Genomic DNA, 16,801 nt, shown 5'->3' on the forward strand with positions numbered 1-16,801 from the left:
GTGAACGAAAATATCTTATATCATCTCGTTGAACTTTGTGCTTTAAAGGGCATTCGTCACGCTGTGCTTTGTCCAGGTTCAAGAAGTGCACCGTTCACCATCGCCTTTGCAAGAAATAAAAAAATAAAATGTCTTACGATCAGTGACGAGCGTAGCGCAGCATTTATTGCCCTTGGCATCGCTCAGGAGAATGATTTTCCAGTCGTGCTGGTATGCACCTCAGGGTCTGCTGCCTATAACTTCTCTCCCGCTGTTGCAGAAGCATTCTTTCAGCAAATTCCATTGATTGTTATTACAGCGGATCGACCAAAAGAATGGATTGACCAATTAGACGGACAAACTATCCGGCAAAAGGAGTTATATGGTGCTCATGTAAAAAAATATTATGAGCTTCCACAAGATTACCTGCATACAGATTCCGAATGGCATGCAAATCGTATCCTCAATGAGGCCATCAATTTTTCTCAGTCCGGATTAAAAGGTCCTGTTCAAATTAACGCACCTTTCCACGAACCTCTTTATCCATCTGATGCCTCAAAAATTACCACAAAAGAAGTTAGAATCATTGATTCACTAATTCCATCTCCAACACTTTCACAAAAAGATTGGAAACTGATTGAAGAGCAGCTTCTGAATAAAAAAGTACTTATTGTTTCGGGACAGAATTCTTCTGATAAAGAACTTTGCGAAACGCTTACAAAGTTTCATGATTCTTATCATTTACCAATCGTCGGTGATATTCTTAGCAATCTTCATCCCCTGCCCTTTTTCTGCGGACACACAGATACCTTTCTTGCAGCTCTTTCCGAAGATGAAAAAAAACAGATTCAGCCTGATGTTCTAATCACTTTTGGAAAATCGCTTATCTCTAAAAATTTAAAATTATTCCTAAGAAAATTTCAGCCTAAACAACATTGGCATATTCAGGAATCTGGAGATGTGGCTGATACTTTTCAATGCCTCACGCGAATCATACCCCTGTCACCCATTTCATTCTTTAATTCATTGACAAAGATGAATGTTTCAAAAGTCGATCCAGACTTTGAAAAGAAATGGTTAAACGCAGAAGATAGGATTCGAATAAAAATCAAAAACTTCTTTGAGCAAAAGCATGATGGGGAATTTCAACTCGTCAAGAAAATTCTAGAATCTTTACCTTCATGTAATCTTCATCTTGCCAACAGCATGACTATTCGTTATGCAAATCATATTGGCTTAACGAATATTAAGACTGATGTAAATGTCTTCTCAAATCGAGGAACTAGTGGGATTGATGGTTGCTCCAGTACCGCAGTTGGCCATGCTATTGCAAAAGATATTCCAAATGTATTAATCACGGGAGATCTTGCATTTTTCTATGATAGAAATGCTTTCTGGCATAATTATGCATTGCCGAACCTTTTTGTTATTGTATTGAACAATGAAGGTGGAATCATTTTCAACCTGATTGACGGCCCATCATCACTACCTGAGAAAGATGAATTTTTTATTACCCAACAAAAATTGAATGCTAAATCATTGGCTTCAGAATTTGGATTTTCTTATGACGGGCCTACAGTTGATATGAAGGATTTTTTTAAGTCAAATGGAAAAGTCAGGATACTTGAGATTATCTCTTCTCAATCCATCAACAAGGAAATATTTGAAGATTTTAAAAAGCAGTTAAAATAAATATTATGAAACTCAACTACGATTGGAAGCCGGTTAAGGAGTATAAAGAAATTTTATTACATAAGTTTGAAGGCATTGCGCGGATCAGCATTAATCGTCCGCAGGTACATAATGCCTTTACTCCATTGACCGTTCATGAAATGATCGATGCAATGTATGTCTGTAGGGAAGACAGTGATGTTGGCGTTATTATACTGACAGGTGAAGGCGGTCAGGCATTCTGCAGTGGTGGAGATCAAAGCGTGAGAGGACATGGCGGTTATGTAGGAACTGATACCGTTCCAAGATTAAACGTGCTCGATCTTCAAAAGATCATCCGATCTATTTCAAAACCTGTCATCGCTGCGGTAGCTGGCTGGGCAATTGGAGGTGGGCATGTTCTTCATGTTGTTTGTGATCTTACAATAGCGGCAGAAAACGCAAAATTTGGTCAAACTGGCCCAAAAGTTGGAAGTTTTGATGGAGGTTTTGGCGCGTCCTATCTGGCAAGAATTGTTGGACAAAAAAAGGCAAGGGAAATCTGGTATCTCTGCGATCAATACAACGCTCAGGAGGCAATCGAAATGGGACTTGTGAACAAGGTTGTTCCATTAGATAAACTTGAAGAGACATATGTTGAATGGGCCAGAAAAATTCTAAGGAAAAGTCCTTTGGCTATTCGAATGTTGAAAAGTTCTTTCAATGCAGAGCTTGATGGTCAAGCGGGCATACAAGAACTGGCAGGCAATGCTACTTTACTTTACTATTTAAGTGATGAAGCCAAAGAAGGTAAGAATTCATTCCTGGAAAAGCGTGAACCTGACTTTTCAAAGTTTCCTAAGTTTCCTTAATTATGAAGACTTACTTAGTCCTTATCTTTTTTCTACTGATCTCCCTAAAATCAATGCCACAGGTTGTTTCCAGTAACGGTAAATATTTTGCCTTTAGACTTGGTCCTCATGAAGATATCAAGAAATCCATTCTGAAGTTTGCGAAAGACTCTAAAATCAAAGCAGGCTGCATCGTATCAGCAGTGGGAAGTCTTGAGCAGTTAAATATAAGATTCGCAAATCAGGAATCTGCTCAAAAGAAAAAAGGCCATTTTGAAATCGTATCACTAACAGGAACATTCTCTGACACTTCTTCACACATTCACTTGTCTGTGTCCGATAGCACAGGAATAACAACCGGTGGACACCTGATGGAGGATAATCTTATTTACACTACTCTGGAGATAATCATAGTGGAATTAACTGAGGTGGAATTTACCAAAGAAAAAGATATTACCTACGGCTATAGCGAATTAGTAATTAAGCCAAGGTCAAAACAAAAATGATAAAGTCAAAGATCAGGATTGGAGATCAATGGATAACTCTTTCTGATCTCAGCACTATCAATACTGAAACAGTAACTGATCAGGAAAAAAAAGTAATTGCATTATGTAAAGCATGGCTGAGTAATCAGTCTGTTTTTGAGTTTCATACATCCGGGTCTACCGGAATTCCAAAAAAAATTACTTTTGCCCGAAATCAACTTATTCAGAGCGCCAAGCTTACTGAACAGGCTATTCATCTCCAAAAAGAATTCACTTCTCTTGTTTGTCTGGATGCAACATTCATTGCCGGGGCTTTAATGGTTATCAGGAGCTTGGTGACAGAAATGAATATGATTATCACATCACCTTCTGCGAATCCCTTGATAAATATTGATCAACCAATCGACTTCGTTGCTTTGGTACCTTATCAATTGATGACTATTCTTGAAGAAGATTATAAGAATCTCAATTCTGTCAAAACAATTATCATAGGGGGAGCCACTTTACGGTACGAAACAATCCAATCACTCCAGCAATTCAATACTAATTTCTATGCAACTTATGGAATGACTGAGACCATTACCCATATCGCATTGCAAAAGCTTAATGGAGCTGATCGACAGGATTTTTTCAAGGTTTTACCAGGCATCAAAATTTCAGTAGATGATCGGGAATGCCTTGTTATTCAGGCAGATCATCTTGGGAAAGATCCTATCACAACGAATGACATCGTTACATTACTGGACAAAGATAAATTTCAATGGATCGGGCGCTACGATCAGGTTATTAATACTGGGGGAGTAAAAGTTCATCCTGAAAAAATTGAAAGAGCGTTAGAAATCGTCTTCCATGAATTAAATATTAATCATAGATTCTTTGTCTCAGGTGTTTCTGATACAAAACTCGGTGAGCATGTAGCCCTTGTAATGGAAGGACCATCACCCGACCAGGAGACTACTCAAAAAATAAAAAGCACCCTGGAGCTTTATTTGAAAAGGTACGAAATCCCTAAATCAGTACTTTCAATTGAGCGTTTCGTGGAAACACTGACACAAAAAATTGACCGCATTGCTACCATCAATGCGATCCAACATTCAAAATAAAATTCAGGAATTAAAATCACCGCCCCTCCTATCAAAGAGGGACGGAGAAGTTCTCGGCTAAGAAGATTTCTTTGTAGGCTTGTTCTCAGATTTTTCAGATTTCAGGAATTTCAATTCTTGCTTCAATTCCATAACAACATCAGACAACTGATCCATCGACATCTCATTCTTTGTATTGGCATCCGGAAATTGAACACTGATATAAGCTTTCGCTCCCCATGCTTCAATTACTTCTGCTGCATCCAGTTGGTAAGGTGCATATTGACGATTATCGGATACTAGAAATAACTTTCCATTTTCCTGGAGGTAATTAAATACACGCTTATAGACAATGCCTTCACGTTCAGTGACCAGCACATAAGACTTTCCATTCTTCAAGCTATGGATATCTTCCACCCATTCACCAATAACAATTGTGCCGGGAAGAATCGGCAACATAGAATCGCCCGTGATTTCAAAAGCTCTGAAGGTACCTCGACTTAACAAAGGTATTGGTAGCTTAAACCTGGGAAGCTCCTTTATATATTCAACATCAGCATAACCATTAAGATAACCAGCAGCTGCCTTATGAGGTACTAATTCAATGTTATCACGATTCTCCTCATCGACTGTAACAACAAGTACCTCCTTGCTTCGCGCAAGTTTCTTCTCATATTCCTTTAACTGACTGATATCACGACTGATTAAAAGGTCAACAGAAAGTCCTGCCAGCGTCGCCATCTTTTGTAATAGCTCTAGCCTTGGCTCTGCCCTTCCCTCCTCATATGCACCCACCAGCGATCGTTTGATATCAAGTTGCTGAGCGAACTGATCCTGAGTAAGATTTAATTGCTTTCTTACAAAGCGAATATTTTCATTAAGCTTGACCACCATATTGACTTGGTTTATGGATTAATTAAGTGATTCGTTTATAAAAGAGATATGTTCAATTACTTGGTGAATAATAATATGCGACCAGAGTGAACGTTCCTTGCATGTAACGAAAAGAGATTTCTCTGGAAGTATGAATCCCTGCTTTGCATGGCCCTCACATGTCTCGAAATTTTATCGACTACATCAGTTACTGTAGACTTCGGATCTGCCAGTAAATAACCATAGCAAGGTTGATCAAAACCTTCCGCTGAAAAATTCACCTGAAATCTGCCAGATGATAAGCGTTTGCTGGAGAGCTTGAGTTTCATAACTAAAATATTTAGTCAAATGAAGCTAGAATTGATTTCTCAAGCAAATTTTTAACTAAATTTTTTAGTTAAATTCAGACATATCCCAATTTTCTTGGGAATTATAGCGCAAGGACCCCTTTTTTACCTGCAATGGTGAAGGGATATTATCATCATAAATGGACCCGGTTCCAAGCCCCTGGGGTAATGTAACATGATAATTGGCTGTAAATTGAGCAACTGCATTCAGGCCAATATTGCTTTCCAGGGCAGAAGTCATCCACCATCCTATACCTCTCTCCTCCGCCAGCGTAATCCACTCCTGACATCCCAGAAGTCCGCCATGAAGGGAAGGTTTTAGAATAATCAGAGGTGGCTTTATTCTTTCAAGCAATTCTATCTTTTCATCGCGGGTATTCAATCCAATTAATTCTTCATCAAGCGCGATAGGTATTGGAGATTGCTTACAAAGCTCTGCCAAATAGGGAGATCCAGCTCTTAATGGTTGCTCAATGGAATGAACATCATACCTTGAACAATCCATAATCTTATATAATGCCTGTTCAGGCTTGAAAGATCCGTTTGCATCCAGTCGAATCGTTATCACATCTCTGAAGTACTTTCTTCTGATGAACTGAAGAATATCCAGCTCCTTTTCAAAATTAAGACCGCCTACCTTCAGTTTGACACATGAAAACCCTTCCTCCAGCTTAATACTGACTTGCTGGAGCATAAAATCAAGACCTCCCATCCACACCAAGCCATTAATTGGAATGGACTGACCTTTTAAAAACTCATTGTCAAATATCTGTCGCCTGCCATGATTTTTAAGATCGAGTAATGCCGTCTCAACAGCGAATATCACAGAAGAATGATATCCGCCCCCCTTCATAAAGGTGCTGATCTCCTCAAGAGATTTTAGGTTGTCAACAGATACTTTAGATAGCGCTTCAATGATGGTATAAAGTTCTGCTTCTACCTCTTCCGGTTTCTCATGGCTAAGGCCAGGCAACGGACCCGCCTCACCAACACCGATGACTTCCGGGTGAGCTGAATCCCATATCTTTAGGAACCATGAATCCTTTTGAGTCATGGCGCCCCGGGAGGTTCGGGCCTTGAATGAGAAAGTAAATGTTCTCTTAAAAAAGGATGCTTTAAGCGCCATATATCATACGAATATGGTACGCATGGTCGGCAAATACAATCACCTTCCTATTTTTGCACAAATGAAGAATCTTCCTCCCATCAATATTCAGGATTACAATTATGATCTTCCTGAACAGAGTATAGCAAACTATCCACTTGAGAGAAGAGATCAATCCAAACTTTTAAAATACCATGAAGGAAAAATAACGCATTCAGATTTTTCACAACTACCTGATTTACTGCCTGATAAGGCGATTCTGTTCTTTAACAACACTAAAGTAATTCCCGCGCGACTTCTCTTTGAAAAAGACACAGGAGCCTCCATAGAAGTCTTCCTCCTTCAACCCATTCAACCTTCGGTACTCCTTTCAGTTAATCTCCAATCAAAGGAACCTGTTACATGGAAGTGCGCCATCGGAAATCTCAAAAAGTGGAATGAAAATCTTGTCCTTACAAGAAAGACTGATACCATAATCTTAAATGCAAGACTGAAAGAGCGTGATCAGAATCTTGTGGAATTCTCCTGGCAGCCCTCATCTGTTTCATTTGCAGAAGTCGTCCAGCACATCGGCGCTATCCCCTTACCACCTTATATAAAAAGGAAAGATGAAGCTTCGGATAAGGAACGGTATCAAACCGTGTATTCAAAGATGGAAGGTGCAGTGGCAGCACCTACTGCAGGTCTCCACTTTACGGATGAAGTTCTTGCGGCCTTAAAATCAAGGGGTTATGCAACCGACTTCCTGACACTCCATGTTAGCGCAGGAACCTTTATGCCCGTAAAAGCTGAGAACGCCCTTGATCACAATATGCATGATGAACAGATCATTCTTACCCGTCAAAACATCGAAAACCTTCTAAAAGGCAATAGAAAAGTAATTGCTGTTGGAACTACTGCTTTGAGAACTCTTGAAAGTCTTTATTGGCATGGGGTTCGATTGATTTCAAACCCGGCTGCTCCATTTGTTGTAGAGAAACTTCAACCTTATCAGACTGATGGAGAGCTTCCATCATTGGAAAAATCACTGGAGGCAGTGCTAATATATATGGACCAGCACAAAACGGATACTATCACAGGTCAAACTTCTATCTTCATTTTTCCCGGATATATCTTCAGATTAACGGATGGATTGATCACCAATTTCCACCAGCCTTCCTCAACATTACTCCTCCTGGTTGCTGCATTGATAGGTTCTGACTGGAAGAAAGTCTATCAGGAAGCTATTAGCAAAAAATACCGTTTTTTGAGCTATGGAGACAGTTCTTTGCTGCTCAGATCCTAAAATTCAGAATTGTTGACAAAGTTCTACAAACAAATGCAGGGAAGGATTAATCAATAAAATCATGCCATCGAAACCCCTAAAACTGCCCAACGGTTGAAGTAGAATTTCTTATATACGGGTAACTACCTACTAACCAGTAGATAAATAAACATCCTTGAAATTATTGGCTGAATAGGATTTTTCGGTGAATTGTCTGATATTTCCCTGTCGACTTAAACCATGTCTAGACCATGCACGAACGGCTAACCAAATTTTTGGGTGTTGAGCCGGAAGAGACGGGGCCCGTTTCCCTTCTTCTGGCAATCAGCTTTTTTATGGGCTTGTTTCTGGCTACCGTAGCCGTTGCTGCCCAGACGCTTTTCCTGAACACTCACGACGAAAAATCGCAACTTCCTGTCGCTCTTGTAATTGGCGGGGGGTTCGGATTCATCGCAACAGGACTTTTCAACCTTTTAATGGGTAGAATCGCCTTCCGTTCACTAGCTGTTTTCTTCCTTTTGTTGATTCTGGCCGGGACTGCCTTCATTGAGTTTGGAAAGCCTTATGTTGAGGACGTCAGCCAACTCTATTATATAGGATTCACACTTATTCTTCCCTTCACCTTCGTTAGCCAGCTTGTGTTCTGGGGGTCTTTCAACCGACTTTTCACTTTGCGGCAGCAAAAAAGAGTTATTGGAAGTGTGGACGTTGGAATGGACATTGCCCAAATCCTGGCCTTCTTTACGATCCCAATCATGCTGAATTTCGGCGTTGAGATCGATTCACTCTTCACCATTGGTCTTTTCAGTCTTGTAGGATACCTCATCCTTTTCATCATCCTCTCTAATAAATACCTACACAGATCCGCTACGGCTACAGCCAGTCCATCTTCCGCTGGGCTTCTGAACGAGAAAGATCATAAAAAGCTTACGATCGCGAAGTTTATCAGTTATCGGTACATTGTATTGCTTTCTATTTTCATCATTGTCTCATTCTCCGCCCTTCGATTCATTGACTACTCCTTCTATAACATCACTTCCACACAGTTCAAGCCTGAGCAGCTTCCGATCTTCCTGAGCTTATTTGAGGCAACGGTTGTGATCTTTGGTTTCTTGTTCGCAACGTTTGCAACGGATCGGATTCAGGAAGAATACGGACTACGGGTTTCTCTTATTATTAATCCTCTCCTGCTTCTCATCTTTACAACAGCAGCGTTGGCATTGGGATTCTTCTTTGGATATGACCCCACGGTAAGCGGGTCATCTTCCGTCGTCTTCTTCTTTATTATGGTGGCGATGAGTAAGCTGTTTGTAAACTCACTCCGGGATGCACTGGACTCTCCTGTATTTAAGTTTTATTATGTGCCTATTGAGAAGTCAATCAAGCTTGATGCCCAAACAAAAATTGAGGGTATTGTCACTGCCTTTGCAACAATCATTGCAGGGGGATTGATCGTATTGATCAACTCGTTCAAGATATTCAACTTGTTATCTATTACCCTCTTTACGATTCCTCTTTTGGGAATCTGGTATTTCATTACCAATAAGATGTATCACGGCTATCGGGAAACATTACAAAATTCCCTTCAGCGCAACCGGTCATCAGTAGAAGGACACGTTGTAAGAGAGTTTACTCTGAATAGCGTATTAGAGAAAGAAGTTAACAGCACTGCAGAAGAGAAAGTGATCTATGGCCTTAAGCTTATGGAGAAACTGGAGCCTGCATTGTTTGAGACGTCGATCATGAAGCTTTCAGAAAGCAACCTGAAGAAGGTGAAGAAATTCGCACAGGAGAAAATTCATGAATTAGGAATTGACAATCAGCAGGGAGAAAATGAAATGCTCGGCCTGGCGAAACAGGCTGCTGGCGCTTCTGAAGACAGTGATCTTCTTTCTATCTCTTCTGATAAGCTGATGAAATTAGGTAAGTCCGTTCGTCAATCTGATCGATTACTTGCCGCCAAGCTGTTAAGAAAACTCATTAGTCAGAAATCAATCTTCATTCTTCTTGAGCTCTTGCGTGATGCGGATGGAAAAGTTCGTAATGAAGCAATCCTTACAGCAAGAAAAGTAAAGCGTCCTGAAACATGGCCGGTCATGATCGATTTGCTTTCATCACCTATGTATAGCAATCAGGTAACGGCAGCATTGAAAGAGGCGGGTACATCTGTACTTCAGGTATTGGATTCTGCTTTCTACAAGTCAGGACAATCTGATCAGGTAATGTTAAAGATCGTTCAGATCATGGGCCACATCGGCGGAACGGAAGCGTGGCAGTTACTTTGGAAGAAATCTGATTACCCGGATAAGCGAATCGTTAAACAGATTTTTTATTCACTTCGATTTACAAACTATAGCGCCAAGGGCCGTGAACGCCGTCAGGTAATGGAGTTGCTGGATACTGAGATTGGTAAGACACTTTGGAATCTTTGCTCCCAGGATGAACTTCCGGAAGATGAACACTTCCTTTTCCTCAAGGAAGCCCTGAGAGAAGAGTTGCGTGATAACTACGATCAAATCTCTTTATTGTTATCCATATTGTATGATCCTCAATCCGTTCAACTGGTTCGTGAGAATGTTGAAACAGGAACTGCCGATGGTATCGCATATGCACTTGAGTTGATGGACTTGTTCGTCGATCAGGAAATGAAACCAAAGCTCTTCCCTCTTTTCGATGACATCGCTGTGAAGGAGAAAATGAATCGTCTCCAGATATATTTCCCTCGCGAAGAATACAATCCTGTACAGGTTGTTAATTATATCCTGAACCGGGATTTTAATCTTAACAATCGCTGGACAAAAATGTGTGCCGTTTATTCATCTGCATTTATTCCTGAGTTCCGTGTGAGCCGTGGATTGATCGGACAGATGTTCAATCCAGACAGACTTTTACAAGAGACTGCAGCCTGGGTAATTTACAATAAGGACAAGATTCAATATCAGATCGTTGCAGATCGTCTGCCATTGCGTGACAAGAAGTTCCTCGATTCAGCAATTGAGAACAATCAGTTGCTGGAAGGTTTAGATGACGGATTCTATCTCGGAATTGAAATGGTAATGTTTATCAAAGCGTTGCCGGTCTTCAAAGGAATACAGGGATCAATCCTCAGCGATCTTGCTGATAAGATCATCCCGCTTGATCTTAAAGCACGCGACAAGATCATGTTCAATAATCCTGACGAAAACAGACCGATCCTTATTGTTGCGCATGGTGAAGTGAAGTTGAGAGAAGATGGAGTGGAAGTTGAAACATTAAAGAAGAATTCAGTTTTCGGAGATCTCTTTCAGGAAGGACCTTCTGTTAAAATAACAGAAGCTGAAGCAGTGGAGCGTTCCGTTGTCTTCAGAATCAATCTTGCAGATTTTTATTTTGTAATGGCTAAACATCATGAATTGGTTCAGGGACTTGTAAGAAACGTTTCGAAGAATACCCCTACTACTAATACAATAGATCTTTAATTTTTTAATATAACAAACAGGAATATGGCTTACGACATTGATGTATTAATCACCTTTGCCGAAAAAGACAACGAGACGGGAAAGAAAAATGAAACAGGATGGATATCCCAGTTTAAAAAGTTTCTTGACCTCATGCTTTTTCAGGTATTGGGGGAAAAGACAAACATTGTAGTAAAGTCTGAATACGATGACTTCACAGCTTCCAATCTTAACAATGCGGCTGTTCTGGTTACTGTTCTTTCAAAAGAATTCGCACAGTCAGGACGTTGTCTCGATACGGTTGAATCTTACTACAAGGCAACGGCTGATTCAAAGATCGGCCGTGTATTCAAAGTTTTGAAATCACCTCTGAGTTTACAGGAACAACCTCCACGGCTAAGAGACCTTCTCACCTACGATATGTTTCAGCTTGATAATGAAACAGGTTTAATGAGAGAATACACTGACTTCTTTAGTCAGGAAGCAGAAAAACAATATTGGATGAAGATGGTGGATCTTGTGTATGACATTCACGAGACACTGATCATCCTGAAGGGTCAGGCAAAAACAGAAGTTAAAAATATCTTCAAGCGCAGAACGATCTTTCTGGCAGAAACAGGCCACGATCTTTCTATTCAACGCAATATTATTCGTCGCGAATTACAACGACACGGTTATGTAATCCTTCCAAGCCAGCTATTACCAGGCCGTGGAGAAGAACTTGAACGCGTTGTAAGAAAAGATCTTGAAGAGTCCAGTTTATCGATTCACCTGATCGGAAGTGCTTATGGGGAAATTCCTGAAGGATCAGATCGCTCAACAGTTGATATTCAGAATAAGCTTGCTGCAGAGCATACTGTTATTAAAAGATCACGCAAAGAAGAATTCTCCCGACTGATCTGGATCGCTCCTAACCTCAGGAATGCGAGCGACAAACAAAAGATGTTCATTGATTCCCTTCGCCGAGACATTGAAGCTCAGGAAGGTGCAGAAATTCTTCAGAATCCTCTTGAAGATTTTAAAAATATCATGCGTGAAGAACTGCTTTCATCACAAAACAAAACGGCAGATCATGTTACCTCTGGCAAAACTATTTATCTCGTTCATGATAAGGTAGATCATCAGCAGGTTTTACCACTGGTGGATGTTATTCAAAAGTCAGGATTCAATGTTGTGTTCCCTGCATTTGAGGGTGACTTGATGGAAGTTCGCAAGAAGCACATTGAGAACTTACGCAATTTTGATGCAGCCATTATCTATAAAGGAAAAGTCAATGATCAGTGGGTTCGTATGAAAGTGCTTGACTTGTTGAAAGCTCCTGGATTTGGTCGCAATAAACCAATCCGCGGTAAAGCGATTGTCAGTGAAGCCAGCCTTGAAAATTACAAGAATCAAAACGTCACTCTCATCAGTGGCGACAGCAATAAATCATCAGAGTCTTTGAAAATGTTTTTACAAGAATTTAAATCATAAGTTGTATGAGCCAATCAGTAGAAGAACTACCAGGCGCACCTCTGCAGGTCAGTGTCGACAATCCATTCCCCGGGTTACGGCCGTTTAAGATTGAAGAAAGTCACCTTTTCTTTGGTCGTGAAGGACAAAGCGATGAGGTACTCCTCAAGCTTTCCAAAAGCCGGTTTGTGGGTGTTATCGGACCGTCTGGAAGCGGTAAATCCTCTTTCATTTATTGCGGGGTGCTGCCGATTCTTTACGGTGGGTTCCTCACAGATACCAGTCCAAACTGGGAGGTAATCGTTACCCGACCGGGAGCTAATCCGATCGACAACATGGCAGAGTCATTGCTTGGCTCAACCAAAGAATACAACCTCGCTGATCCTGAAGACAAGAAGATCAAGCGCACGATCGTTTCTACTTTGTTGCGAAGCAGCTCGCTCGGATTGGTAGAAGCCATTCAACAATCAAGAAGATCAGCAGATGTAAACTATCTGATCCTGGTCGATCAGTTTGAGGAATTATTCCGTTTCAAAGACAGCACTGATCCCAACTCTATTAATGAAACGTTGAGTTTCGTTAACCTGTTGATGGAAGCTGTTAACTACGAAGACTCCCCTATTTACGTAGCCATTACCATGAGATCCGATTTTATCGGAGACTGTGCACAATTCCCAGAACTAACAAGAAAAATCAACGATAGTCACTACTTGATTCCTCAAATGACCCGCGATCAGAAACGTCGCGCCATTGATGGACCAGTAGCAGTAGGTGGAGCAAACATTGCCCCACGATTGACACAACAGTTACTTAATGATCTTGGTGATAACCCGGATCAATTGCCAATTCTGCAGCACGCTTTGATGCGTACCTGGAGTTATTGGACAAGGTTTAAAGATTATGATGGTGAGCCACTCGACTTAAAGCACTATGAAGCGATTGGTACCATGCGCGAGGCGTTGTCAATGCACGCCAATGAAGCGTACGATGAGTTGGATGAAGAGCAACAACGTATTTGCGAAATCATGTTTAAGGCCATCACAGAAAAACGTGGTGAGAACTTTGGCATTCGTCGTCCAACACGATTGAATGAAATTGCTGCGATTGCTGATGTATCTGAAAATGATGTAGCAGCAGTCATTGATAAGTTCCGCGCACCTGGACGTTCATTGGTAACTCCTGCTTATGGAGTAGTACTCGGCTCCAAGTCAATGGTAGATATCTCTCACGAAAGTTTGATGCGTATCTGGGTTCGACTTAAGAACTGGGTGGATGATGAAGCGGATGCCGTTCAGATGTATTTACGTCTGGCAGAAGCCGCCACTCAATACCAGGTAGGCAAGGCAGGTTTATGGAGACCACCTGATTTACAACTTGCTCTTAACTGGCAGGCGAAGCACCGTCCTACCCTTGTGTGGGGACAACGCTACAATCCTGCATTCGAAAGAACCATGATTTTCCTGGAGTATTCCAAGAAGGAATGGGAGACAGAGCAACGTATTAAAGAACTTGAACAGAAACGACGCCTTCAACGCGCACGTACGACTGCTACCGTATTTGGTGTGCTAGCCGTAATTGCGTTGATCGCATTGGTATATGCGTTCGTTCAGCAGTCAGTTGCTGAAGCGAATGCTGTTGAAGCGAAGCGACAGGAAGCATTAGCAAAGAAACAGGAGGCACTGGCTACCGAGAATGCAAAAGAAGCAACCCGTCAGGCAGAGATTGCCAAGCAGGAAGCGGAAAATGCACGTATCGCGAATGCTGCTGCACAGGTTGCAAGAGCTGATGCCGAAGAAAAACGTAAGCAGGCTGAGGAGAATCTAATCCGTGCTACGAAAGCGGAAGCAGAAGCAAAGGCAAGTGCTGCGATCGCCGTTCAAAAGCAGAAGGAAGCTGAGGTTGCTCAGGCCGCTGCTGAACGAGCGGAGGCTCGTGCAAATCGAATGCGTTATATCGCCCAGGCAAAAGCCATGTCGGTTAAATCAAAAGAACTTGATAGTGACCCTGAACTGGAAGCTCTCGTAGCACAACAGGCTCACAAGTTCAATGATAAATATCAGGGAAATCCCTATGATAACGATGTATACAACGGTTTATACAAAGCACTTGATAATCCTAAGTTCAATGACCCATTGACAAGAAATCTTGCAGGTCATAAGAAAGGTGCTGCCCGTGCGCTGGTTACCCGAGTGCAGTCGAAGGAGATTTATTCCGGAGGTAGTGACGGACGGATTTTGAGATGGACTCATACTGCCGGCTTCTGGACTGCCGATACTGTTATGGTTGGAAGAACAGACTATCAGGTATACGCTCTGGATCTAAGTCCGGATGGAAACACCCTTGTAGCCGGAGGAGCAACGACGGGAGATCTTACCAAGAATTATATCGAAGTCTACGATCTGAAAAATAAAGGAACAGCACCTAAGAAAGTGATGGGCTTTTCCGGTGTAGAGACATTGATCTACTCAGCGAAAGAGAACGGTGTCTATGTTCGTGATCAGGCAGGCATGAGTATTAAATTTACAGATTTCAATACTGTTCGTGAAGTAATCAAACCTAAAGAAAAGATCCACAGCATTGCGATGAGCAATGATGGAAAAAGGATCGCTGGAGCTGGTGCGACTGGAACACTGTATATCTGGGACGTGACAAACAATTATGCTGAGAAGATTGCATTTAAGAATGCATCTGACATTACTGCTATTGCTTTTGCACCTGACAATCGTCGTATTGTTTTTGGTGATGAGGAAGGTCAGGTACGTGTTATCTATGAAGATGCGACGTTACCAGCGCGTGTTCTTACAGGTCATGAAGCCCACATTGAGCAAATCGTCTTTAACAATGCTGGCAATTTCCTTGCAACCACAAGCCGCGATCACTCTGTTCGTATGTGGAACTGGAATAAGCTTTCTGATAACCCGATTGTGATGAAGGATGAGGGTCAGGATTATTGGGTATGGAGCGCAACCTTTACTCCGGATGATGAGCAACTGATGATCGGCGTTCATAACAACTCGGAAAAATCAAGTGAAACAATTCACGTATGGCCAACCAAGATTGAAACCATGGCGAATTCACTTTGCGGTTATGTCGGTAGAAACATGACAAGAGAAGAATGGAATAATAATGTTGGAGAAGATCTAACGTACGAAAGAACGTGTGACAATTATCCGGCAAACAATAAGTAGTGACTATGAAGAAACTTTACCTTTTATTTCTTGTTTTAGGAGCAGCATACACAAATGTTCTCGCACAGAACATTAACTGTAGTCAGGTATTACGCCTGGCGCGCTCACAATATGAACAGGGAAGATTGCATGAAATGCCAGCTTTGATGGAAGGCTGTTTGAATGATAAGTCAGGCAAAGGGTTTACAAAAGAAGAAAGAAGGGAAGCCTATCGCCTTCTTACCCTCGCCTACATATATCTGGAAGAGCCGGAGAAAGCAGATGAGTCGATGCTGGCATTGCTTAACACCGATCACTTCTTTCAAATCAACAACTCATTGGATCCTGCAGAGTTCATTGCATTGTACAATAAGTTTCGTCACGATCCAGTATATTGGCTTAGCCTGAAGTTTGGTGTAAATGTTACTCAGCCATCAGTTTCCGGTAATTACTATGTTGGAAGTCACGCTGCGAACGCTGGCAAATACGCACTTAGTCCGAACATTCAGCTGGCACTTGCATTCGAAAAAGACATTCTGAATAAATGGCTTCCGAATAAGTTGTCAGTTGCTCCAGAAGTAGGGTATGTTGCCAGAAGCTTTGGATACAGCAATCCCAATCTTGCGTTATCAGATGAAACCTCCTCTCCCATCAGCAGTCAGACCTTTGAGTTTAGTCAAAGCTGGATTGATCTCAATGTAATGGTGAATTATAAGTTGAGAAATACTCAGAATTATAAATCATACATCGGAATCGGGCCTGGCGTAAGCTACCTGTTGTCATCAACGGTTCAGGCAAGCACGGTATTGGGAAATGGATTTACTGTAACGGGGGGAAGTGTCATTGATAAGACATCCTACAAGCAACTGGTATATTCCATCAATGCTGCAATCGGAGCAAAATTAAAATTTGGAGATGTTTATGTGTTGGGAGAAGTGCGATATCAGTATGGATTGAACAACATAGTAGATCCTGCACATCGGACCAATCAGGAAATTGCCTTTGATTATCAGGGTCAGTACAACGATACAAGACTTAGCAATCTGAGCATAAGTATTGGTGTAGCCTATCCTTACTTCAAACCGAAAAAACTTATTAAGTAGTTGAAA

12 protein-coding genes are annotated in these 16,801 nt (G+C 41.4%); 9 read left to right on the plus strand and 3 right to left on the minus strand.

The genetic code is table 11. The annotated features are described in order from the left end of the window. The 4 genes from menD to HOP08_02765 are packed head-to-tail and all read left to right on the plus strand — an operon-like array spanning nucleotide 1 to nucleotide 4,068. Entirely contained in the window at nucleotides 1–1,671 is a 1,671-nt protein-coding gene (gene menD, locus HOP08_02750; protein NOT73820.1) for a 2-succinyl-5-enolpyruvyl-6-hydroxy-3-cyclohexene-1-carboxylic-acid synthase, read from the plus strand. Nucleotides 1,672–1,676: 5 nt separating this feature from the next. After that, complete coding sequence (gene menB, locus HOP08_02755; GenBank protein NOT73821.1) at nucleotides 1,677–2,501, plus strand: 1,4-dihydroxy-2-naphthoyl-CoA synthase; 825 nt, start codon at nucleotides 1,677–1,679, stop codon at nucleotides 2,499–2,501. 2 nt (nucleotides 2,502–2,503) lie between these two features. Beyond that, complete coding sequence (locus tag HOP08_02760; GenBank protein NOT73822.1) at nucleotides 2,504–2,986, plus strand: DNA-binding protein; 483 nt, start codon at nucleotides 2,504–2,506, stop codon at nucleotides 2,984–2,986. Then, nucleotides 2,983–4,068 (plus strand): AMP-binding protein, encoded by a 1,086-nt coding sequence (locus HOP08_02765; GenBank protein ID NOT73823.1) that lies wholly within the window; start codon nucleotides 2,983–2,985, stop codon nucleotides 4,066–4,068. The genes HOP08_02760 and HOP08_02765 overlap by 4 nt, the downstream gene beginning before the upstream one ends. Before the next feature lie 57 nt (nucleotides 4,069–4,125). Here the strand turns inward: HOP08_02765 and HOP08_02770 are convergent, their stop codons facing one another. From HOP08_02770 to HOP08_02780, 3 genes are all read right to left on the minus strand, one after another. Further along, a complete protein-coding gene (locus HOP08_02770) occupies nucleotides 4,126–4,941 on the minus strand; it encodes a helix-turn-helix domain-containing protein (GenBank protein ID NOT73824.1) in 816 nt (271 codons plus the stop codon). Between the two features lie 56 nt (nucleotides 4,942–4,997). After that, a complete protein-coding gene (locus HOP08_02775) occupies nucleotides 4,998–5,249 on the minus strand; it encodes a hypothetical protein (protein ID NOT73825.1) in 252 nt (83 codons plus the stop codon). A gap of 64 nt (nucleotides 5,250–5,313) precedes the next feature. Continuing rightward, nucleotides 5,314–6,393, minus strand: coding sequence for an o-succinylbenzoate synthase (locus HOP08_02780; GenBank protein NOT73826.1), 1,080 nt, complete (start codon nucleotides 6,391–6,393; stop codon nucleotides 5,314–5,316). A gap of 61 nt (nucleotides 6,394–6,454) precedes the next feature. On the opposite strand from HOP08_02780, the gene HOP08_02785 reads away from it, so the two are divergent. The 5 genes from HOP08_02785 to HOP08_02805 all read left to right on the plus strand — a co-directional run bounded on the left by HOP08_02785 (nucleotide 6,455) and on the right by HOP08_02805 (nucleotide 16,795). Next, nucleotides 6,455–7,657, plus strand: a complete 1,203-nt coding sequence (locus HOP08_02785) for an S-adenosylmethionine:tRNA ribosyltransferase-isomerase (GenBank protein ID NOT73827.1) — start codon at nucleotides 6,455–6,457, stop codon at nucleotides 7,655–7,657. A gap of 230 nt (nucleotides 7,658–7,887) precedes the next feature. Further along, nucleotides 7,888–11,094: a hypothetical protein gene (locus HOP08_02790; protein ID NOT73828.1), complete on the plus strand. Its 3,207-nt coding sequence runs from the start codon at nucleotides 7,888–7,890 to the stop codon at nucleotides 11,092–11,094. A gap of 24 nt (nucleotides 11,095–11,118) precedes the next feature. After that, nucleotides 11,119–12,546, plus strand: coding sequence for a hypothetical protein (locus HOP08_02795; GenBank protein ID NOT73829.1), 1,428 nt, complete (start codon nucleotides 11,119–11,121; stop codon nucleotides 12,544–12,546). A gap of 5 nt (nucleotides 12,547–12,551) precedes the next feature. Continuing rightward, nucleotides 12,552–15,713: a High-affnity carbon uptake protein Hat/HatR gene (locus tag HOP08_02800; GenBank protein NOT73830.1), complete on the plus strand. Its 3,162-nt coding sequence runs from the start codon at nucleotides 12,552–12,554 to the stop codon at nucleotides 15,711–15,713. Between the two features lie 5 nt (nucleotides 15,714–15,718). Beyond that, complete coding sequence (locus HOP08_02805; protein ID NOT73831.1) at nucleotides 15,719–16,795, plus strand: PorT family protein; 1,077 nt, start codon at nucleotides 15,719–15,721, stop codon at nucleotides 16,793–16,795. Nucleotides 16,796–16,801: the final 6 nt, after the last annotated feature.

This window comes from Cyclobacteriaceae bacterium (genome assembly GCA_013141055.1).
GTDB lineage: Bacteria > Bacteroidota > Bacteroidia > Cytophagales > Cyclobacteriaceae > ELB16-189.

Excerpts from the sequence above, each read along its gene's own strand:
- menB (NOT73821.1), top strand. The coding sequence starts at position 1,677 with ATGAAACTCAACTACGATTGGAAGCCGGTTAAGGAGTATAAAGAAATT.
- HOP08_02760 (NOT73822.1), top strand. The coding sequence starts at position 2,504 with ATGAAGACTTACTTAGTCCTTATCTTTTTTCTACTGATCTCCCTAAAA.
- HOP08_02765 (NOT73823.1), top strand. The coding sequence starts at position 2,983 with ATGATAAAGTCAAAGATCAGGATTGGAGATCAATGGATAACTCTTTCT.
- HOP08_02770 (NOT73824.1), bottom strand. The coding sequence starts at position 4,941 with ATGGTGGTCAAGCTTAATGAAAATATTCGCTTTGTAAGAAAGCAATTA.
- HOP08_02775 (NOT73825.1), bottom strand. The coding sequence starts at position 5,249 with ATGAAACTCAAGCTCTCCAGCAAACGCTTATCATCTGGCAGATTTCAG.
- HOP08_02780 (NOT73826.1), bottom strand. The coding sequence starts at position 6,393 with ATGGCGCTTAAAGCATCCTTTTTTAAGAGAACATTTACTTTCTCATTC.
- HOP08_02785 (NOT73827.1), top strand. The coding sequence starts at position 6,455 with ATGAAGAATCTTCCTCCCATCAATATTCAGGATTACAATTATGATCTT.
- HOP08_02790 (NOT73828.1), top strand. The coding sequence starts at position 7,888 with ATGCACGAACGGCTAACCAAATTTTTGGGTGTTGAGCCGGAAGAGACG.
- HOP08_02795 (NOT73829.1), top strand. The coding sequence starts at position 11,119 with ATGGCTTACGACATTGATGTATTAATCACCTTTGCCGAAAAAGACAAC.
- HOP08_02800 (NOT73830.1), top strand. The coding sequence starts at position 12,552 with ATGAGCCAATCAGTAGAAGAACTACCAGGCGCACCTCTGCAGGTCAGT.
- HOP08_02805 (NOT73831.1), top strand. The coding sequence starts at position 15,719 with ATGAAGAAACTTTACCTTTTATTTCTTGTTTTAGGAGCAGCATACACA.